Origin of the sequence: Shewanella sp. SM74 (assembly GCF_025653725.1) — a bacterium.
In the GTDB taxonomy this organism is placed as follows: domain Bacteria; phylum Pseudomonadota; class Gammaproteobacteria; order Enterobacterales; family Shewanellaceae; genus Shewanella; species Shewanella oncorhynchi.
This window is the reverse complement of record NZ_JAKKRZ010000005.1, coordinates 1-21,384: the sequence shown is the minus strand read 5'-3', so window position 1 is coordinate 21,384 and position 21,384 is coordinate 1. Positions and strand designations below refer to the sequence as shown.

Genomic DNA, 21,384 nt, shown 5'->3' with positions numbered 1-21,384 from the left:
TAAATAAGCATAAACCAAATAACGCTATGCCGAAGGGGTAAAAATAAACGTGGCACTATAGCAGTTTGGGCTAAATTATCAACTACCAAGGCGGATCAAAAGCCAGAGGGAATGCCGAAATCGCCGCACTATGCCTGTATGAGAAGCGTAATTGATTTTACCCTATTGGCTTAGCTTTCAATGTATTCGCGCCAAATGACAATCTGATGACCCTTAGCGTCGTAAAGCTTGCCGACGCTAAAGGCTTATGCAGTAAGTGCTAATGTGGACATAGCCCTAAGCTAACTCAAGATACCCGTTTCAACATTTTAAGTTAGCTTAGGTATCGACAGCTTATAACTTCTGTCGTCTTAAGCGGTTGGCGTTCGTGACGACAGTCAGTGAAGACAAAGCCATGGCTGCACCCGCAATCACAGGGCTTAATAACATGCCCGTAAGTGGATAAAGCACGCCCGCCGCAACCGGAATACCCAAACTGTTATACACAAAGGCGCCGAACAGATTCTGCTTAATATTGGTAATCGTCGCCCGCGACAATGCCAATAAGTTAGCAATCACTATCAATTGCTGCGACAGCAAGGTGATGTCCGCACTTTCAATCGCCACCTCAGTGCCCGATCCCATCGCGATCCCCACATCCGCGCTCATCAGAGCTGGCGCATCATTAATACCATCCCCTACCATAGCCACCACATGCCCTTGCTTTTGTAAATCCAGCACATGCTGTTGTTTTTGCTCGGGTAGTACACCAGCAATCACTTCGGTGATGCCCACTTGGTCGGCCACCGCCTGCGCCGTTTGTGGGTTATCCCCCGTTAACAGCACCACGCGAATGCCCCTTTGCAGCATGGCCGCAATGGCTTCTTTTGCATCGGGTTTAATCGGATCTGCCAGCGCGATAGTGGCCACTAACTTGCCCGCTTTAGCGACATAAATCGGGGTTTTACCTTGATTTGCAAAACTTAATGTCGCCTTAGGATCTAAGGCACTGCCATCGGAATTGACAATCTCCAATGCCGTCATCAAGGCGAGATTACCAATCGCCAGCGATACGTCATCGACCTTGCCCTCAATCCCCTTACCTTGATGGTTCGTAAATGCCTGTGTGTCGGGCAATTGCGTCAGTGATTCCTTGGCATAACTGACAATCGCCCCCGCTAACGGATGCTCAGAGTGCTGCTCAAGACTCGCAATTTCGCCCAGCAAGGTTTCTTTATCGGCATCACTCAGCGTTTGCACTAATACAAAGTCAGTGACTTGCGGCTTGCCTAAAGTGACAGTGCCGGTTTTATCCAGTACCACACAATCGACTTTACTGGCGGTTTGCAACGCTTCGCCATTTTTAACTAACACGCCCATTTGGGCGGCGCGGCCCACAGCCACCATGATAGACATAGGTGTCGCCAGCCCCAACGCACAGGGACAAGCTATGATAAGCACACTCGTCAGCACCACTAACGCATGGCTTAAGGCGGGCACTGGACCTGCAAAATACCAAATAGCCGCCGCCAGTAGCGCTATCGCCACCACAGTCGGGACAAATACCGCGGAGATCTTATCGGCCAATCGACCTATGGGTAATTTTGACGTTTGTGCCTGTTGCACCAGTGCAATGATTTTGGCGAGCTTAGTATCTTGTTGCCCCGCCGTCACTCGGTAAACTAGGCTGCCATTGCCGTTGACTGTGCCCGCGCTCAGACTATCTCCCCGATTTTTAAGGACTGGAATAGGCTCACCTGTGAGCATGGCTTCATCGAGTAGGGATTGTCCTGTTTCGACCTCACCATCAAGGGCAACTCGGTCACCGGGGCGCAAACGCAGCTTATCGCCCAGTTTCAACTGACTTATCTCAACCTTTTCATCCCCCTTATCCGTAATACGAATCGCAGTAGTGGATTGCAACCCGAGCAGTCGCTGCACCGCTTCGCTGGTTTTGCCCCGCGCTTTGAGTTCGAGTCCATGACCTAAGTTAATCAAACCTAAGATCATCACACTCGCCTCAAAGTACACATGGCGGGTATCCATAGGGAATGCGCTCGGCATAATGACTACCAACATGGAATAGGCCCACGCGGTACTGGTGCCCAGCACAATCAACGTATCCATGTTGGTGGTTTTGGCTTTGAGCGCCCGCCACATACCTTGATAAAAATGGCCGCCTGTGGTGATGAGTAAAGCCAAAGTGACCAGTCCCATGATACCCCAACCTAGCTGCAAATTTGGGCTGTTGATCATCATTTCACCGCCCAGTAATCCCCACAGCATCATGGGAACACCCACAACGAGCGCGGCTATAGCTTGGCGCATCCGCAGTCGATACTCGGCGGCATCTTCAAGGCGTTTTTCTTCGGCGGCGACTTTAGCATCAATAACGACCTGCGCCGGATAACCCGCATTTGCCATCACAGCCAAGGCGGTATCAGCGCTCATCTTGCCTTCTACCGTCACTTGCTTATCGGCGAGATTCACACGCGCTTCAACGCCCGCTTGGGCGGTAAACGCCTTTTCAATTTTTGCGACGCAGCCAGCGCAATTCATATTGGCGACATAGAGTCTGGTCATAGACATGGGAGATCCCTCACTTGATGTTTCACACTATAGGTCTAAGATAAAGTCTCCCATCACTGGAGAGTCAAGGATGAATTTGCTCAATGTGATCACATCGACAATTAATTGCTGGGCGAAATGGGTGATACCATTCAGTTGGAAAAATAGAGGTCAAAATGAAGATAGGTGAAGTGGCGAAACAAACGGGCTTAAGTGTTAAGAGTATCCGTTATTATCATGATATTGGCTTAGTGTGCGGCGAGCGCAATGGGGCGGGTTATCGAGTTTATCGCCATCAAGATATTGAAGCACTTAAGTTTGTGCATCAATGTCGCGACTTAGGTTTTAGCCTAGAGGATTGCAAATCCTTGCTTGGTCTTAAGGGCAATGAAAGCCGTAATGCCGAGGACGTTAAGCAGCTTACCCAAACGCACCTTGCCTATGTCGAGCAACAAATCAATAATTTACAGCAACTTAGATCGCAATTGCAGCACATGGTGACCCAATGCCAAGGCGGCGATCAGCCCCACTGTGCCATTATCGACAGCCTAAGTCACGAGACTCATGGCAGCCATGAAAACCACAAGAGCCAGCAAAATGCTGGCTCTGAGTGTTGCAGTAAAAGCCAATCGCAATAATGATGGCCAAGTTCAATAACGGTAAATACTGCGTTATTGGCTTCTCACTATGGTTGGCTTTAGCGCCGCGGCGTTATCCAGTACCAGTGTTGCAAGCTTACCCGCAGGGGTAAAGTTAAACACTTGCCCATAAAATGCCAGCTCAGTTTCTAATCCTGCGGCCTTGTGCTCAGGTTTCCAACCGCCGTGGGGTTCATCCTGATAAGCGATATAAGCCGTGGGTACGCCTCTCACTTTCAATGCCTCATAAATCTGCCGCGACTGCTGTGGTGGTACGATTTGGTCACGTAATCCTTGAAAAATTAATAAAGGCTCATTCAATCCTTCAAGGTGATGCAGGGGCGACAGCTCCCTATAACGGGCTTGATTTTCACCATAGGGGCCGATAAGCAGATCTAAGTAGCCAGTCTCGAATTTATGGGTACTCTTGGCGAGCTGTTCAAAGTCACTGATCCCCGCATAGCTCACCCCCGCTTGAAATACATCATAAAATGCCAAGGACGACATCACAGTTAACCCACCAGCGCTAACACCTCGAATCGCCAGCTTTTGTCCATCAACCCAACCTTTATCAACTAAATACCGGGCCGCATTGACCGCATCTTCCACATCAACTTGGCCCCATTTTCCGTAGATACTTTGACGGTAAGCACGGCCAAAACCACTGCTGCCACGGAAATTAACATCGAGAACCGCAAAACCTCGGCTGGTCCAAAATTGAATATCACTGCGATAAGCCAGACTCGCCCGCGCCGTAGGACCGCCGTGTAACATTACAATCAAGGGCGGACGGGTATCATTAGGCGCAGTATAGTTGGGGTTAACCGGACCATAAAAATAACCGTAAGCTTGCTGGTTAGCACCAGTTTTAAAAGTAATATTTTTAGCACGGGAGATATAATTGGGATTAAGTTTTGGTAAGTTAGGGGTATACACCAACTCAGTACCACGACCGATCACTTTATAAATGCCCTTCTCTGGCGTCGCCTTAGCGCCGACAAAATAAACAGCATCTTCCCCTCGGATCACTTGGGTGATTTCACCAAAGTCGACGGCCAAAGATTCGGTCAGGCCTGAATCTAGATGCAATCGAATTAAAACGGCCTGACTACCAAGCATATAACTGGCAATAATCGTTTTTTCGGATTCAAAGGCATAGTTATGATTGCCTAAATACCAATCAGCCACCGCAAACTCGGCCTTTTTCTTTAGCACTGGGTCTAAGGTATTTTGTGCCGTGACTCTATAGATATTCCACCAGTTACTGATATCCGATACGACATACAATTGTCCATCAGGACTAAATAACGGCTGCGACACCGAAGAGTCCGCGGGCGTGTTTACCTTACGAATATTGTGTAATTGCCCTTTACGGTCCAGATCCCCAAGCCAGAGCACGCTATTATCCCATGGCATATAGGGATGTTCCCACGTGATCCACGCCAGTTGGCTGTTATCGGGCGAGATGGCTGGCGAAGAAATAAAGTCATGGCCCGAAACAAAGGTATCGCCTTCACCGGCAAAATTAAGATTAATGGTAACAAGACTCGCCTTAGGCTCACCCGCTTGACGATGATCTTCGCGCACACAGATAATCCTCGACCCTTTGGGGTAAGCAATACAATCTGCATGGCGAGTACCATTTGGCGTTAAAGGCAAAGGGGGTTGATTAGGGGCAAAACGATAAAACAGTTGGTCCTGTGCCTTAGTGGCAAACAGACTCTGACCAATCCCCAAAAAGGCGGCACCACCGTATTCATGAACGGCGGATTTTACATTAAACGCAGGCGGCACTATGTCGGTAATTTTTCCACGTTGGTCGAGGCGTTTGATCCCGACTTGGCCTTGTTTTTCACCATCAGATTCAGAGAAATAAATAGCACCATCAACGCTTTGCAACTCAGCCACATTATCGGCCTGCTCAAAAACTTCAGTCGCCGATAGCGGAGACTGCCAACTACCATAGGGCGCAACTATGCGCGCGCCATTATCACTAAGATGCGGCGTCTCTTTGTTCGAGCGCTCGCAAGCACCTAAACAAAATAAGCCCCCCAGCATCCATAAATATCCATGTAGCTTCATTGTTTCTCCCCAATGTTTGCCAACTGCACAAACCGAAACAAAATATGAACTTGCAGAAATGAGTTATGTGTAAATTAGTTATTTTTTAAATTTTTTTAAGAACCAATTTACCACTTGCACTTGTTGTACTTGCGTTAAACCAAAATAAATACACACCCAAGGTGAGATAAGAAAAAACCATGGGATCACGGCCACAGAGCGGCCACTAAAGAGCAGAAAAAAGAAACCGCAATAAATCACAACCAACCCTAAGATACCCACGATCAACATCATGCGCTTAGTGATTTTCTCAAGCCAGTGGGCTTTTTCCTGCCAAGACATCCGGATTTCAAGCTCCATTACATGTGATCAACATGTTTGTAAAGTTATGTAAAAAAACGGGAGAGCGATTGTTGAAGGTTAACAACTAAATGTCAACTCCAACAGTGAAATCTAAATAAATCCGAAAGCTAGAGCATAATACCAAATATATTATTGACATGGTCTAATTGGTCAGGAATGTACTCTTTCATTTTCATTGCATTTATGGTTCAACGATATTTCTGCATTAGCTAAATCAGAGAAAAGGCTCGTAGACCATGCGTTATCTTACTTTGTTGTACTTTACTGAAGCGATATTCGTGCACAACTACTATCACTAATGTGAGTCGCACAAGTGACAATAAGCGTGTAGCTTTGTTTCCTAAATCGATTGAACTAAAACACTGGCTGCTGATCGGCATAATCCATTTTATTCCCTATCAATCGTGCCAAACCCTAACTACAAAATTACTCACTGGAAACGCTACAACCACGCTTTGATAAACCTTGGTTCGCTTACCTTCTGGATTGATGAAGAAGCTATCGCAATGTGGAAAGCGAAAACTGAACGTTGCAAGAAAGACCGTCCCCGCTTGTTTAGTGACTTAACCATTACCAACGCATTGATGGTTAAACGTGTTTTCTCTATGCTACTGCGAGCCCTGCAAGGCATTATCAATTCAGTGTTTAAACTAGGCGACATCTCAACTATCTTACCCTCATTACACCTGCGTCGGTAAGCGAGCAAAAAGCGTCAATGTACTTTCATAACCAAGACCAGAGGCACCATTGAGCACTTAGCTATCGACTCGACGGGCTTGAAAGTCTATGGCAAAGACGAGTGGAAAGTTAAAAAGCATGACACGTATGGGAAGCGCCAGGTGTGGCGTAAACTGCATATCACAGTGGATATGCATAGTTACGAAATTATTGCCGCAGAACTCAGTTTATCAAATCTGACTGACGCAGAAGTGATACTTAATTTACTCAAACAAACTTACCGGAAAATCAGCAATATCTCTGGCGATAGTGCCTATGATTCACGAGAGTGCCATGAAGTAATCCGTCGCAAACGGACATTTACCCTCATCCTGCCACGTGATGGCGGAGTAAGGGTATTTACGCAATTAAACCGTGAGCTTTCAGAAACTTTATGGTTCAAATAAAAAGTGGAAGAAGCGCTATGGTTACCATCGCGGCTTCATCTCGGAAACCGCCATGTATCGAATCAAGCAGCTACTCGGTGGACGATTGACATGAGAACTTACAATGCCTAACAAGTAGGTGAAACTTACGTCATGATCAAAGCGTTGAACAAGCTAACAGGGCTAGGTATGCCTGAAACTGAATATGTTGTTTGATATTTGTTCATGTTAGAGGTCTTTGTTTGCCGACCTAATAAGAAAACAAAGCCTCCACTCGTTACAATCCCATAAAAGCAAAAGGTCGCGACTTAGCTCTTAGCTATCGTGCGACCTTCGTTATTTACGGATTCGACTGTCGTCGTTTAAGCGACGCGTATACCTTGACCAAAATCGACATCAGCCGCTAATTTTTCTGCTTGGAAATAACAGCCCTGCTCATTACAAAATTGTAATTGCTGTGACGATGTCACGATAAAGAATTCACCGAAAAAATTGCCGCCAACATCTTCCAGCTTATGGCCCTCAGGAGTTTGCGTCATATAAACTTCATCTAAACTATGGCAGCCATCACTAAACCAAGTTTCTAAAAAATATTTATCGTCTTCTTTATAGAGGGTAATTTTGTCACCCAATAAAGGACGCCCATCTAACCAACGACCTATAATTTCACGATTTTGCATATCTGTCTCCCGCCAATGAAGGCGACGGCGTTTTTCAATCCCAGACATCCTGATATCCTTATGCAATACCCAATCACCTAAAGTGAATGTCAGTTGTGGTAGTACATTAAGCATAGAACCCATTTAACTCTTTACTCCCCACAGCAGCAAATTACTTCAAATCGCCCGTCAAATGTAACTTTTTGGTTAATTTAAATTTGCTAAATGTTTAAAATATAAAAGATAAATACCTTTGACTAATTAATCGGCAGTGTAGCTCAATCTAAAAATAAAAACGCGATCTTTATCACTATTTACTTATCGCTAAAGTAAAGGCAGCTAAAAGACTTATCTAGCGAGCTGAATAAAAACACCGCGCTGTATAGACGTCGATAAAATGAGAACGGCAGCCAAACAGACCAACTGGCAATGTCAGCAAAAGTCCAATAAATCCCCTCTATATTACTAACTGCCCTCATAACATCCTTGCTAACCGTTATGCGTCAAGTTGAAGAGTTTGTATGGCACTTAGTCACAAGCGCCAATATATTTTCCATTGCCAACGAGTTTCGACTTGATTTTCATTGACTCTTCAGAGGTTGTCACTTCAAGCTTAGAAGTGAACGTTTTCCCATTGAAACGCATTTCACCCACTGCTTTAGATGCACCATCAGGGCTAGTGCATGATGTTTCAAACACCATCTTGTTAGCACTGATCCAATTGCTGTTGGTTTGGCATTCTTCGCCTTCATTTTCTTCAGGCTCTAAATCAAGTGCAGAGGCGATGTCATTTATGCATTCAGTTTCCGTGTAATCATGCCTTTTGGCCATGCTCCGCATCATTTTCTCCATTTCAGGAGGTGCGTCTATTTCTACTATTTCTGATTTCCAAGTGGTTTCCCATAAACCCGGTTTGAAGTCATAGTTTTCAGCGTGAAGATGAGTTGATGCCACTATGAGTCCAGTTAACATCACTTTAGTAATTAGGTGGGTCATTTATTATTCCTTTAATTAATGAAAAACAAGTAAGGTTTTAGTGCCTAGCGCCCAAATTTAGCACGCAAAGTCGTGCTGCGGGTTGAGGTCGCAGCCAGCAATTTTGCTGGCTTTAACATTTGTTTTTAGGGGCGACAACCATCTTAATCGTCCGACCCACTATAAACATCTAAACTTAAAACAATTCTACGTTGACCAAGTGCCAGCATGATTTCAGGTGACAAGCTCAAACCATCATTCCAGTTGCCCATAAACAAGCCGCAGAACATGTCAACTTTGTAGCTTTGGTAAAGCTTTTCCCATATCGCTAAGTCACTTGTTAGCTGGGATAAAATTGCTCCAATCTGCGCGTTTAGGTCTTCTGGCTCTCTCTTTTTAGCCTGAAAATGCCAGCTACCCGTTTTGGCAATCCGCACTTTTCCACTGGTTTTGCTGACATCTTCATCACCTTTCTTTTTACTTTTAGTTGCTGTACCACCAAGTAAATTTGATACGTCTTCAGGTATCAAATCATCCCCGAAGATCCGAAGAGTGGCTTGTGAATATTCAAATGCACCCATAAAAGTCCCTAATGCTGAGCTAAAAAGCGCCAATGCAGCGTAGCGTTGGCGTCCATAGCAAAATAAAAACGCACACACTTAACTATTTGTATTAACTAGAAGTTATCAGCTTTCTACCGCTTTTCATATACAAGAATCCATCAGAAAGACACGCATGCGCGTTTTCCAGACCAATTATCCTAAAACGGTAACCTGTAAGTGTTTAATTTTAAATATTTTTAGATTTAGATGTTTGAGATAACACGCACGTGTATTGACAGAAAGCACTCACAAACAAGCAATTTAGATACAATTGTATCTCTTCCAGTTTCTACGACTCTTGTTGAAGAGTTAAGCACAAGGGGGCTGTAGCGTTATTTCTACAAATCTAGAACTCAATCCTTTGGTATGAATATGCTCCATATATTGCCCACTTTCGTTTTTTAGTTTGGTTTGATCATATTGATGAACTCGCAACAAAAATAACTCAAGAAATTGTTTTTTTTAAAATCTTTACATAACCCCATAACGTGCGCATTTCATATATCAAATGGACTTATAGGAGCTTGTTACATCTTTTATTGCCAATTTTAATAGGGTTTCTGATATAACCCATAGGTGAATTACCGCACAAATAAGACCAAGTGATATTTCAATATCCCTACAAAACAAAAATAAAGCAGGAAGCGCTATGCATAACATTCATCGTCGTCACTTTCTTAAAGCAGCGGGTGCAGCTACCGCCGGACTCGTCACAGCCAATATTGCCCTCAACGCCTACGCCAGTAGTGTCGCCCCTAAACCGCAAGCGGGTAAATCCGTTATCGGACTCATAGCACCCAAGATGGACGTGGTTCGAGTTGGCTTTATCGGTGTTGGCGAGCGTGGCTTTAGCCATGTCGAGCAATTCTGTCATTTAGAAGGCGTTGAACTTAAAGCTATTTGTGATACTCACCTAGCGGTGCTGGACAGAGCCGTGGATCATATCGTTAAACAGAATCGGCCAAAACCGGCAGTCTATACTGGTAATGACCTGAGCTATCGCGATCTCTTAAGCCGCGATGATATTGATATTGTGATCATTTCTACTCCATGGGAATGGCACGCACCTATGGCGATAGAGACGATGGAAAGCGGTAAACATGCCTTTGTCGAAGTACCGTTAGCACTCACAGTAGAGGAATGCTGGCAAATTGTAGATACCGCCGAACGCACTCAGAAAAACTGCATGATGATGGAAAACGTCAACTACGGCCGTGAAGAACTTATGGTTCTCAACATGGTACGCCAAGGTGTGTTTGGTGAGTTGCTCCACGGTGAAGCCGCTTATATCCACGAGCTACGCTGGCAGATGAAGGAAATCGACCATAAGACGGGCTCATGGCGAACTTATTGGCATACCAAGCGCAACGGTAACTTGTACCCGACCCACGGTTTAGGGCCAGTTTCCCAGTATATGAACATCAACCGCGGTGATAGATTTGATTATCTAACCTCGATGAGTTCCCCAGCCCTTGGCCGTGCGATCTATGCTAAACGTGAATTCCCCGCCGATCATGAGCGTAATCAGCTCAAGTACATCAATGGCGATATCAATACCAGCCTGATTAAAACAGTTAAGGGCCGGACCATCATGGTGCAGCATGACACGACGAGCCCAAGACCTTACAGTCGCCACAATTTAATCCAAGGGACAAATGGCGTGTTTGCGGGTTTCCCGAATCGTATCGCCGTCGAAAATGGTGGCTTTGGTCAAAGTTACCACGAGTGGGATATGGACATGCAAAAGTGGTATGACAAATATGATCACCCTCTGTGGCAACGCATAGGCAAAGAAGCTGAGATTAACGGCGGCCACGGCGGCATGGATTTTGTGATGTTATGGCGCATGATTTATTGCCTGCGCAATGGCGAGGCCTTAGATCAGGATGTGTACGATGCAGCGTCTTGGTCGGTGGTGAATATCTTAAGTGAACATTCAGTCAATGACCGCAGTAACTCAGTCACCTTCCCAGATTTTACCCGCGGCGCGTGGCAAACGGCCAAACCCTTAGGGATTGTAGGCGCATAAGTAGCAGCTTTCGCCAAACTCACAACTTTGCCCTGCCCACCATAAGGATAAGTGCCTCGGCCTTATCCTTTTTCTTAAATGAAGCCTAGAGATGCCCGCACCATCAATAGCAAGCAATTAGGGACAAGCAATTAGGGGCAAAAAACTCATGATAAGAAACCAACTATAAACGCTAATAGTAGCCAATTTCTTTGATTTTCAAAGAAAAATCACCACTCTGCTGGGCACCAATCACTAACCCTAGACTACAGACTTGGCTTAAATCTATTGCCACTCGGGAAATCGATTTACCCCGACATTGGGGCAAGAAGTCACTGAAGGGAATTTCTATCCGCTGCCAATTCAAGACTCTAGCGCCACTCACACCAAACGTTTGATGGCTTGGCGCGGGCATAGGCGCTTGATAAACCGTGCTTTGGGGTGTGTCGACATCCTTTAAATTCACTTTATAATCTTTAGGTCGGTCGCCATCGAGTTCGACATAGATCCCAGTAAATCCACTGACATCTATAGGGCTAAACTCACAACGCACTGAAGCAAACCCGCCGCCATTTGCCAGCGACACATGGCCGCTAAACTCACCATAGCCTAAAGGTGACACCGTCATCTTACTGCGAGACAAACCGCCCATCACAGTGTCATTTATTCCATACCAGGGCTTTGCGGCATCTAGCACTCTAAAATCAAAAAAGATCATAACGACTCCCATAAAAAAAGCAGCCACCTAAGTGACTGCTTCCATAATACTTTTCAATACGAATAACAGCACTCGTTAACTCAGTTTAGCTTTATTCTCAGCGGCTTCACAAGCAGCAGCGGTAAAGATAACGTCAGTTGAGCTGTTCAATGCGGTTTCGGCAGCATCTTGAACCACACCAATAATAAAGCCGACAGCGACTACTTGCATGGCGACATCATTAGAAATACCAAACAAGCTACAAGCCAGTGGGATCAACAGTAATGAACCACCCGCCACACCCGAGGCGCCGCAAGCCGAAATAGCGGCTACAACGCTCAATAACAATGCGGTGAGTAAATCGACTTGAATGCCCAAGGTATGCGCCGCAGCTAAGGTCAATACCGTAATAGTGATCGCCGCGCCGCCCATATTAATGGTGGCACCTAAGGGAATAGAGACTGAGTAAGTGTCTTCATGCAGATTTAATTTTTCACACAGCGCCATATTCACCGGAATATTCGCCGCACTCGAGCGGGTGAAAAATGCTGTAACGCCACTTTCACGCAAACAACGAAATACCAACGGATAGGGATTGCGTTTAATCTTCACGTAAACAATTAAAGGATTAACGATTAAGGCAATAATGGCCATCGCACCTAATAACACTGCCAATAACTGCGCATAACCCGCAATTGCGGCAAAACCGGTTTCAGCAAACGTCGCAGCAACTAAACCAAAGATACCAATAGGTGCTAAACGAATAATGAAATGCACCATTTGCGAAATGCCGTGGCTCATGTCGGCAAATACTTGCTTAGTCGAATCGCTAGCATGATGTAAGGCTAAACCTAAACCCACACCCCAAGCAAGAATACCAATATAGTTGCCCGTCATTAACGCATTCACTGGATTATCAACCAATTTAAATAATAAGGTATTGATCACTTCACCAATACCTTGTGGAGGACTTGTGCCTTCCACACCAGCAACCAAAACTAAAGTCGTGGGGAAAATAGAGCTTAAAATCACAGCAGTTAACGCAGCGGCAAAGGTCCCCAATAAATACAGGATCACAATTGGGCGCATATTGGTTTGCGTATTTTTCTTTTGATTGGCAATCGACGATGCTACTAAGATAAATACCAGTATTGGAGCAATCGCTTTTAGTGCTCCAACGAATAAACTGCCTAAGAAGGCGATATCTTTTGCGCTATCGGGTGAAAAACTCGCTAACACCACACCAGCGATAATCCCTAATAAGATTTGTAATACGAGACTGCCATTAGCCAACTTAGCTAATAATGATGATTCTTGTTTCATGGTTTAACCTGTCGTTATTATATTTCGGTTGAGATCCCCAACGCGCACCTTCGGAAATGAGGCCAATAAGGTTTTTATAGGATGTGACTAGACTTGTCTAGTTTTGCGGGGAAATAAGCTAACTAAATTACCCTTGTCCCGCAAAAAGCATACAAAAAACTAACAAGCGCCTTATTGGCGCTGCTTCATGGCTAAATCGGCACCACGCAACATAGCATCAATCAACTCGTGGGCATCGAACTTAGTCAGCGCTTCATTTGCCCCCACTTGGTGGGCCTGACTCACGCTTATTTCGCTGGATAAAGACGTGTGTAAAATGATGTATGCCTTGGCAGTCAGTGGATTATCACGCACCTCAAACGCCAGTTCATAACCATCTAGTCCCGGCATCTCGATATCACTCACCAGAATATCTATGGGGTGATGCTCTAGTGCCGCTTGTTCCATCATGACTAAGGCTTCTTTACCGTCGGCGGTCACTCGATAAGGGATGTTGATCATATCAAGGGCGTCGGATAACTGTTTACGTGCCACCTTAGAATCATCCACTAACAGGATATTCATGGGTTTGAGTTTCTCACGCTGCACATCGGTCAAGATTGCCCGATTTGCCTGTGGGTTATTCGGGAAAATTTTCGACAGCAATAACTCAACATCGAGTAATTGTACTAACTGGTCCTCAAAACGAGTCACGCCAGTCAAGTAGGCATTCTTACCCAAATTAGCAGAAGGCGCCTCAATATCGCGCCAATTACATTCAATAATCTTATCGATACCACGCACTAAAAAGCCAATGATCATCCGCTGACAGTCAGTGATGATGATGTAGCATTTTTCCCGCTCTTCAGGAGCTATCGGCCGATAACCAATCGCAGCCGCCATATCTATGATAGGAATCGTATGGCCACGAATAGTTGAAGCGCCAAGAATCGTCGGATGAGATTGGGGAATTTTGCTTAGCTGTGTGTACGGCACCAGCTCACGCACTTTCAACGTGCCTAAGGCAAACACTTGAGTCTGTGATAACCGAAACAGTAGTAATCCCTGTGACTGACTTGCCTTACTTTTCATAATTAGATAAATAACTCACTAAAAACAACCTTCGGATAGCTTAACCTTAACACAGTAAAATTTTGATGACTAAGGTCAAACGAATGAAACTATTATTACCTATTTATTAATAGGTTCGATGCCAATCGCCGACAAGTGCTTAGTCTTGTAATGCGTACAAGACATCAAAGGCGAATTGATCCCAACCTTCGGCAGTAAAAGCGATATCGCGAATATTACGAACTTGGCTCACCGCATGTAGTGGCGCTGCACCATTGACCATCAAGTAATAGGCCATGATAAGACTGGTGCGATCCTTGCCAGAGCGACAATGGATCACTACAGGCAGCTCATCGGCTTCACATTGCTGAATAAAGGCGAGTGCCTTGGGCAACTGAGCGACACAAATCGCCACATCCCCATCTTGGGGCGGCACATTGCGCGAAAAGGGAATACATTCGTAACGTAAATCAAGCTGCTTAAACGCACTCGGCTCGCAGCCCTCGCCCCCATTGACCGACAGAATGGCACCAATACCGGCCTCTTTGAGCGCTTGTAAATCCCAAGGATCTTTATTAGGGCCACTGCGCCCTGCGACTTTACCTTCAACTAACCAGAATAAGTGTTGCATAAACCTTACCTACGACAAGTGAGATGACAAGGAACGCCAGAGATAAGCTAAGAATAGCTTGTTTCCAACGACTTAAGATTTTTTACCCCAAAATTCAGCATTGGCAGGCGGTAACTGTTTACGTTTTTTTTTACCCATACCTTCAGGCTTGGCGACAGGTTTAGCTTGTTCTAACAGTTCGGCTGGCATTTCATCATCGGCTTCAAAACCGACAATTTGCTCACGCACTAACTTAAGTTTGTTCTTTTTCTCTATCACGCCAAAGTGGTGATAATCCTCATGGGAAATCAAGGTCACGGCTAAGCCTGCTTCACCGGCGCGGCCACTACGGCCAATACGATGCATATAATCTGCAGGGCTCCTTGGTAAATCAAAGTTGATCACCACAGGCAGTTTATCGATATCGATACCACGGGCGGCAATATCGGTCGCAATTAACACACTGATCTCGCCATTTTTAAAGCCATCGAGCACCCGCATACGCGCACCTTGGGCTTTATCGCCATGGAATACTTCGGCAGTGATCCCACGTTTAGACAGCTTTTGCGCTAAGTGATTACAGGTATTTTTGGCACTCACGAAGATCAACGCCTGTGACCACTGATGTTCTTTAATCAGATGCGCCAATAATGCGGTTTTCATCGGACGATTAACCGTGATCACCCGCTGATGAATCGTGCTTTCTTGCTCACTTTGCAATTGATATTCAAGTGGATTATTAAGCAGTTTTGCCGTTAACTCACGGACCTCTTCAGGGAATGTCGCTGAGAATAATAAGGTTTGTTTCTTGACGGGCAAAGCGTCGAGCACTTGAGCTAATTCTTCAGTAAAACCAAGGCTTAACATGCGGTCAGCTTCATCGAGCACTAAGGCGCTGACACGATTGAGTTTGATGGCATTACTGGACAACAGATCTAACAAACGACCCGGCGTTGCTACGAGGACGTCGGCGCCAGAGCGTAGACTCTGCATTTGCGCATTCACCGACACACCGCCAAACGCAGCGACAATTTTTAGCTTGCCATTAAGATGTGAGGCATAGGATAAAAAGCTGTCGGCGACTTGTTGTGCTAATTCACGGGTTGGGACTAAGACCAAACAACGAACATAAACGCCGGTCTTATCATCAGTTTTTGCTTCAACAAGTTGTTGCAACAGCGGCACGGCAAAGGCTGCCGTTTTACCCGAGCCCGTATTAGCACCGGCTAACACATCGCGCCCCGCAAGCACAGCGGGGATCGTCGCCGCCTGTACTGGTGTGGGCGAAACATACGCTAATTCGGTTAATCGATTTAGCAAGGGTGCAATAATGCCGAGTTGGGCAAAGCTTGCCGCAGAGGAAGAAGCCTGAGTCATAGAAAGTTTAACTGCTCACCAATATCTTAATAGGCGGCTATTCTAGCTTAAATATCGAGGCAATGCTTGGCAGTTTCCAGCGTTAATAACTGCTGTTTCATCGCAAGCCCATAGGCGTAACCCGTTAACTTGCCATTTTTGCCTATCACTCTATGGCAAGGCACGATAATCGCAATGGGATTGGCGCCATTAGCCGCGCCCACGGCGCGCACCGCCTTAGGCCGACCAATTTGCTCGGCAATCTGCCCATAGCTGCAGCTCTGACCATAATCTACATTGAGCAAAGCTTGCCAAACTTCACGCTGAAATTCAGTGCCTTTAGGTGCGAGCTTTACATTAAATTCAATTAGTTCACCTGCAAAATAACGCGCGAGCTGCACTTGAGTTTCACTAATATGTGCCTTAGCTTGATTGAGGGCATCCTCACTCACCTTAGCAAGCGCAATCTCAGTGCGATCCGAGCCGACAACCGTTAAATGACTCAGCCCATAGGCATTGGCATTTAACTGCAATATTCCGGCAGGACTCATAAAAGTATCTACGGCACAAGGCTGATACGCAGCAATACTCGGCGCTTGGCTCAATTGACGAATCGCATGTTTCATAATTTATCTCTCTATTTATGTCTTCAACTTAGATCGTTTTAGTCGCTATTGATGCCAAAGCTGAAAAGTTAAATAACTGCCCCAAGGCGCGATTTCTTGACTCAGTTGCTGGCACAGCTGCGGGTAGTTGACTGCACCCGCAGCGGCTTCTTCTAGCCTATGGGTCTTGCCATACAAAGCAAGTAAATGCTTTTTAACAATCAAATCGGTATGCAAAAACACATTGGGATCGCCCAAACCACGGAGCTTAGCATACGCGATTGTCCAAGGACCTATGCCCTTAACGCTGAGCCAATCATCGACACTCGCCTCAGGATGATCACAGATAAACGCCGCGAGCGCATTGAGGGCTAACTTACGAGCGCCGGGCATTTTTAGCTCTGTTAGACTCGCCTCACGAATGACCTCGGGTGTAGGAAATAAACGATACTCGCAACCATTGAGACTAAAGCGTTCGCCATAGGCTTCAACTAATTGATTAAGTAGCTTAGTCGCCTGCACTACCGTCACTTGCTGGCCTAAAATCGCACGGCAGGCCGCCTCAAATAAGGAGCCTGCACCGGGAATGCGTAATCCCGAAAACGGTGTTAATCCTAAACTTGGTAGCGCACTTAAGCCTTGTTCAATCTGCAGCATATCCGCATCGAGATCTAAAATGCGTCGCACTTCAGTGACCAGCAATTGCAGCTCATCGACAGGAGAGTCTTCGGTCAACATTATCGCGAGTTTGAAGCGATTTAGCTTAGGCTCATGGATAATGTGCACTGTGCCGCGCATCTTACCTAGGGCAAAACAGCGACCATATTCGAGCCCATTATCGCCAGCTTTGGCTTTAGCGGCAACGTGGGTATCATCAGTAACCTGAGCAGCATCGCTCACTTGTGGATGACTCGTCTGCAGCGCGAACCATTCCATCCCTGTTACCGCACGTAATCGATAAAACGCCAGCTGTGATGCCCAATCCAATGGCGGCCGATAATACTGATACAAGGTTAATCCATAGTGCGGCACAAATTCACCCATAGTATCAATCTCACCTAATCCTGTTGATGGCTCACTCATGGACTCCTTTGCCGCTTTGGTTAATGCACTCTTTCTTAACTGCGTCGGCGTCAATTGCAAGGTTTGCTTAAACGCCTCATTGAAACGGCGAATACTGTTGAAACCCGCCGCCATCGCGACTTGAGTGATAGGTAATTGGGTTTGGTGCAATAATTGTTTAGCAAACAGTAACTGCCGATATAAGGCATATTGTTTTGGCGAAGTGCCAAAGCCTTCGGTAAAGAGCTTATTGAGATAACGACTGCTGATCCCTAATCTGTCAGCCAATTGTGTTACTGTCGAGGCTGGCTCTCCCGATGATTTTCCAGCTAAGGCGCCCGCTTCGATTAAACTAATGGCCCTCGCTAATGTTGTGCCAGTCCCCTTCCAAGGATTCGATCCCGGCGCACTGTCGGGCCGACAACGTAAACACGGGCGTAATCCTGCCTGTGCAGCTTTCACGGCCGAATCAAAATAACGCACATTTTGCTCTTTTGGCGCGACGGCGGGACACACAGTTCGGCAATAAATGCCTGTCGTTAATACGCCCACAAAAAACTTACCATCAAAACGCGGATCGCGGCTCATCCTCGCCTCACGGCAAATGGACGCAGAAAGTAGCCCCGCACTGGACTCCAGTGAATGCACCGAATCTATTTCATCACGCTTAATCGCACTCTTAGACACTCTATCTGCACTCATTTTTCATCACGCCCGACAATATTCGCTCACAATTAATTTCTTGTTCATTACTTTACGTAAAACTAGCATGTAGCACTAGCGGAAAACGGAACTCAATCATTTCAATGCTTTTAGGGCATGAAATCCTATATGCTAGAGCCGACTATTTTTTATCTCACCATAGAGTTAATTCATGTTTAAACGATTTGAATCCTGGGTTGAAGCCCTACCCGATGATGAACCCACTAAACCACCCACAGGGGTTTATGCTTTTTGTCGCCACTACACTAAGGGCTACGAACTGCCGCTGATCTTAATGTCAGTGCTGACCGCCATGCTGGCCATGCTTGAAGTGTCACTGTTCGGGTTCATGGGCCAATTAGTTGATTGGCTTGTGAAAAAAAATCCCGAAACCTTATTCCAAGACGAAGGCACGACCTTAATGCTGATGGGAGGTATGGTGATAATTGTGATGCCAATATTGGTATTACTGCATGCGCTTATCATGCATCAAACCTTGCTCGGCAATTATCCTATGTCGATCCGCTGGCTTGCACACCGTTATTTGCTAAAACAAAGTGTATCGTTTTATCAAGATGATTTTGCTGGCAGAATCGCCACGAAAGTGATGCAAACATCCTTAGCCGTGCGCGAAACTGTGATGAAATTGCTCGATGTGTTGGTATACATTTTAGTGTATTTCACCTCTATGCTAGTGATGATCGCCAGCGCTGATCTGCGCTTAGTCATACCTATGCTCGTCTGGCTTGCACTGTATGTTGGTCTGCAATGGTACTTTGTGCCTAGACTAAAAAGTGTCTCTACCGAGCAAGCCGATGCGCGCTCAACCATGACAGGCCGTATCGTCGACAGCTATACCAACATCACCACAGTGAAGCTATTCGCCCACACACAGAAAGAAGCCGAATACGCCAAATCCAGTATGCGGATATTTTTAGACACGGTTTATCGCCAAATGCGCTTAGTGACGGGCATCAGCGTCAGTGTGCAAATCATCAACTATCTGTTGGCCTTTAGTATTGCAGCAGTATCGATAGCCCTATGGACCGATAGCGCAATCACGGTCGGCGCCATCGCCATTGCGGTCAGTTTAGCACTACGCTTAAACGGCATGTCACAGTGGATAATGTGGGAAATCAGTTCGTTATTCGAAAATATCGGCACGGTTACCGATGGAATGAACACCTTATCGAAAACAACGATCATCCAAGATGAGCCAAACGCCAAGGCGCTGGTCGTCAATCATGGCAAGATTGATTTCAACCAAGTGTGTTTCCATTACGGTGAGCAGACTGGCGTGATTGAAGATCTGAATTTGAATATTAAAGCAGGTGAAAAAGTTGGCTTAGTGGGGCGTTCTGGCGCGGGTAAATCGACCCTAGTGAATCTACTAATGCGATTCTACGATGTTGAAAAAGGTCAGATTAATATCGATGATCAAGACATCAAGATGGTTATGCAAGATTCACTGCGTTCGCAAATTGGCATGGTAACTCAAGATACCTCCCTCTTGCACCGCACCATTCGCGAGAATATTCTTTACGGCAATCCCAGTGCCAGTGAAGAGCAACTTGATCGCGCGATTAAACAAGCTCAAGCCTATGACTTTATTCAGGAACTCAGTGATCCTAACGGTAATCATGGCTTAGATGCCCAAGTGGGTGAACGCGGCGTAAAACTCTCTGGTGGCCAAAGACAGCGTATCGCCATCGCGCGGGTTTTATTGAAAAATGCGCCCATTTTACTGCTTGATGAAGCCACATCTGCACTAGATTCCGAAGTCGAAGCTGCAATTCAAGAAAGTTTGTATGAATTAATGCAAGGCAAGACAGTGATCGCGATTGCCCATCGACTTTCTACTATTGCCGCGATGGACAGGTTAATTGTATTAGATCAAGGCCGAGTCGTTGAGCAAGGCACGCACCATGAACTCATCGCCGCAGGCGGGATTTATGCTCAATTATGGGCCCACCAAACCGGTGGATTCTTAGGTGTAGACTAAACCAAAGGTGAGATGACGAAAGGCGACACTCAGCAGTGAGTGTCGCCTTTTTTATCTCAAATAAGTTTCCACCTAATTCTGCCCTCTTCCCACAAAGCTTCACTCTTACACTCGCCCGCATATTCACCGCAACGATACGCTATTCAGCTATTACAATGGCGACCGTGAGAACGGCTCACTTCAAACTTCACTCGTTGAACGATTGGAAGCATGAGATAAATCGCGATTAACGATTCAACTTATCAGCATTCAAAGTAGCAGCATTCAAAGTGCCAACACACTGAACAATCCGAAAGGTGAGTTTTAGCTATGGATTAGCGCAAGGTTAAGCAGGAAAACGCTTCGATAATCTTTATCACACGATTGAACAGAATGACTTCACCACACTAAGTAAGCCTCTCGAAGCATTATTTATCTTAATGTGGATGGTTTGAATTGTTGGGTAAATTCGGCAAATAACTCGGGGCGTATGACTCGTAAATGAATCGGGGAGATCTCAATTTAATACTCAAAATTTAGACACAAAAAAACCACCTTGAGGTGGTTTATTGTCTTTAACCAAAGTTTCGATAAACCTTGATTAAAATTGGTATCCCCTAGGGGATTCGAACCCCTGTTACCGCCGTGAAAGGGCGGTGTCCTAGGCCTCTAGACGAAGGGGACCCGRACTTATGATTTAACTCGTAACCGAGYTTTGTAACACATTCACTTCAGTAGGCTAGGAAGTAAATGCTTTGTTCTTACCAAACAACACGTTAGTTATCTGCTAGGAACCAAAATGTGGTATCCCCTAGGGGATTCGAACCCCTGTTACCGCCGTGAAAGGGCGGTGTCCTAGGCCTCTAGACGAAGGGGACCCGGACTTATGATTTAACTCGTAACCGAGCTTTGTAACACATTCACTTCAGTAGGCTAGGAAGCAAATGCCTTGTTCTTACCAAACAACWCGTTAGTTATTTGCTAGGAACCACTCTCTATAAAATATAGATGGTATCCCCTAGGGGATTCGAACCCCTGTTAC

Annotated in this window: 16 protein-coding genes, 2 tRNA genes and 1 pseudogene; 4 read left to right on the top strand and 15 right to left on the bottom strand. The window is 45.7% G+C overall.

The window, feature by feature from the left end:
• Positions 1 to 333: 333 nt before the first annotated feature.
• Complete coding sequence (locus L5M49_RS06970; RefSeq protein WP_263265708.1) at positions 334 to 2,568, bottom strand: heavy metal translocating P-type ATPase; 2,235 nt, start codon at positions 2,566 to 2,568, stop codon at positions 334 to 336.
• Between the two features lie 155 nt (positions 2,569 to 2,723).
• Here L5M49_RS06970 and L5M49_RS06965 point away from each other — a divergent pair, with 155 nt between their 5' ends.
• Positions 2,724 to 3,185 carry a MerR family DNA-binding protein gene (locus L5M49_RS06965; RefSeq protein ID WP_263265707.1) on the top strand — a complete coding sequence of 154 codons (462 nt, stop codon included), beginning with the start codon at positions 2,724 to 2,726 and terminating at the stop codon, positions 3,183 to 3,185.
• A gap of 33 nt (positions 3,186 to 3,218) precedes the next feature.
• On the opposite strand, the gene L5M49_RS06960 is transcribed toward L5M49_RS06965, so the two are convergent.
• Together L5M49_RS06960 and L5M49_RS06955 are read right to left on the bottom strand one after the other, a co-directional pair.
• Complete coding sequence (locus L5M49_RS06960; protein ID WP_028760559.1) at positions 3,219 to 5,267, bottom strand: alpha/beta hydrolase family protein; 2,049 nt, start codon at positions 5,265 to 5,267, stop codon at positions 3,219 to 3,221.
• A 78-nt stretch (positions 5,268 to 5,345) separates the two neighbouring features.
• Positions 5,346 to 5,588: a hypothetical protein gene (locus L5M49_RS06955; protein ID WP_028760560.1), complete on the bottom strand. Its 243-nt coding sequence runs from the start codon at positions 5,586 to 5,588 to the stop codon at positions 5,346 to 5,348.
• Positions 5,589 to 6,013: 425 nt separating this feature from the next.
• Here L5M49_RS06955 and L5M49_RS06950 point away from each other — a divergent pair.
• A pseudogene (locus tag L5M49_RS06950) lies at positions 6,014 to 6,928 on the top strand (IS5 family transposase).
• Positions 6,929 to 7,074: 146 nt separating this feature from the next.
• Here the strand turns inward: L5M49_RS06950 and L5M49_RS06945 are convergent.
• The 3 genes from L5M49_RS06945 to L5M49_RS06935 form a co-directional block, all read right to left on the bottom strand.
• Positions 7,075 to 7,515, bottom strand: coding sequence for a hypothetical protein (locus L5M49_RS06945; protein WP_131523165.1), 441 nt, complete (start codon positions 7,513 to 7,515; stop codon positions 7,075 to 7,077).
• 384 nt (positions 7,516 to 7,899) lie between these two features.
• Positions 7,900 to 8,367, bottom strand: coding sequence for a DUF3617 domain-containing protein (locus L5M49_RS06940; protein ID WP_263181577.1), 468 nt, complete (start codon positions 8,365 to 8,367; stop codon positions 7,900 to 7,902).
• Between the two features lie 143 nt (positions 8,368 to 8,510).
• Positions 8,511 to 8,927 carry a DUF4279 domain-containing protein gene (locus tag L5M49_RS06935; RefSeq protein WP_263177990.1) on the bottom strand — a complete coding sequence of 139 codons (417 nt, stop codon included), beginning with the start codon at positions 8,925 to 8,927 and terminating at the stop codon, positions 8,511 to 8,513.
• Positions 8,928 to 9,597: 670 nt separating this feature from the next.
• On the opposite strand from L5M49_RS06935, the gene L5M49_RS06930 reads away from it, so the two are divergent.
• On the top strand, positions 9,598 to 10,977 hold the full coding sequence (locus L5M49_RS06930; RefSeq protein ID WP_263265706.1) for a Gfo/Idh/MocA family oxidoreductase: 1,380 nt from the start codon (positions 9,598 to 9,600) through the stop codon (positions 10,975 to 10,977).
• A gap of 172 nt (positions 10,978 to 11,149) precedes the next feature.
• Here the strand turns inward: L5M49_RS06930 and L5M49_RS06925 are convergent, their stop codons facing one another.
• The 7 genes from L5M49_RS06925 to L5M49_RS06895 all read right to left on the bottom strand — a co-directional run bounded on the left by L5M49_RS06925 (position 11,150) and on the right by L5M49_RS06895 (position 18,361).
• Positions 11,150 to 11,674: a CIA30 family protein gene (locus L5M49_RS06925; protein WP_263265705.1), complete on the bottom strand. Its 525-nt coding sequence runs from the start codon at positions 11,672 to 11,674 to the stop codon at positions 11,150 to 11,152.
• A 75-nt stretch (positions 11,675 to 11,749) separates the two neighbouring features.
• Positions 11,750 to 12,976 (bottom strand): serine/threonine transporter SstT, encoded by a 1,227-nt coding sequence (gene sstT / locus L5M49_RS06920; protein WP_028761081.1) that lies wholly within the window; start codon positions 12,974 to 12,976, stop codon positions 11,750 to 11,752.
• Positions 12,977 to 13,147: 171 nt separating this feature from the next.
• Complete coding sequence (locus tag L5M49_RS06915) at positions 13,148 to 14,047, bottom strand: chemotaxis protein CheV (protein ID WP_028761082.1); 900 nt, start codon at positions 14,045 to 14,047, stop codon at positions 13,148 to 13,150.
• 139 nt (positions 14,048 to 14,186) lie between these two features.
• A complete protein-coding gene (locus L5M49_RS06910) occupies positions 14,187 to 14,657 on the bottom strand; it encodes a dual specificity protein phosphatase family protein (RefSeq protein WP_028761083.1) in 471 nt (156 codons plus the stop codon).
• A 72-nt stretch (positions 14,658 to 14,729) separates the two neighbouring features.
• Complete coding sequence (locus L5M49_RS06905; protein ID WP_263265704.1) at positions 14,730 to 16,013, bottom strand: DEAD/DEAH box helicase; 1,284 nt, start codon at positions 16,011 to 16,013, stop codon at positions 14,730 to 14,732.
• A gap of 47 nt (positions 16,014 to 16,060) precedes the next feature.
• On the bottom strand, positions 16,061 to 16,618 hold the full coding sequence (locus L5M49_RS06900) for a methylated-DNA--[protein]-cysteine S-methyltransferase (RefSeq protein ID WP_263265703.1): 558 nt from the start codon (positions 16,616 to 16,618) through the stop codon (positions 16,061 to 16,063).
• A 45-nt stretch (positions 16,619 to 16,663) separates the two neighbouring features.
• The gene (locus L5M49_RS06895; RefSeq protein WP_219253895.1) at positions 16,664 to 18,361 is read right to left on the bottom strand and encodes an Ada metal-binding domain-containing protein; all 1,698 of its coding nucleotides are present in this window, start codon (positions 18,359 to 18,361) and stop codon (positions 16,664 to 16,666) included.
• 172 nt (positions 18,362 to 18,533) lie between these two features.
• Between L5M49_RS06895 and L5M49_RS06890 the strand changes: the two genes are divergently transcribed.
• A complete protein-coding gene (locus L5M49_RS06890) occupies positions 18,534 to 20,363 on the top strand; it encodes an ABC transporter ATP-binding protein (RefSeq protein WP_113941006.1) in 1,830 nt (609 codons plus the stop codon).
• A gap of 587 nt (positions 20,364 to 20,950) precedes the next feature.
• Here L5M49_RS06890 and L5M49_RS06885 read toward each other — a convergent pair.
• Both L5M49_RS06885 and L5M49_RS06880 read right to left on the bottom strand, forming a co-directional pair.
• Positions 20,951 to 21,026 (bottom strand) — tRNA-Glu (locus L5M49_RS06885).
• Between the two features lie 118 nt (positions 21,027 to 21,144).
• A tRNA-Glu gene (locus tag L5M49_RS06880) sits at positions 21,145 to 21,220 on the bottom strand.
• Positions 21,221 to 21,384 lie beyond the last annotated feature (164 nt).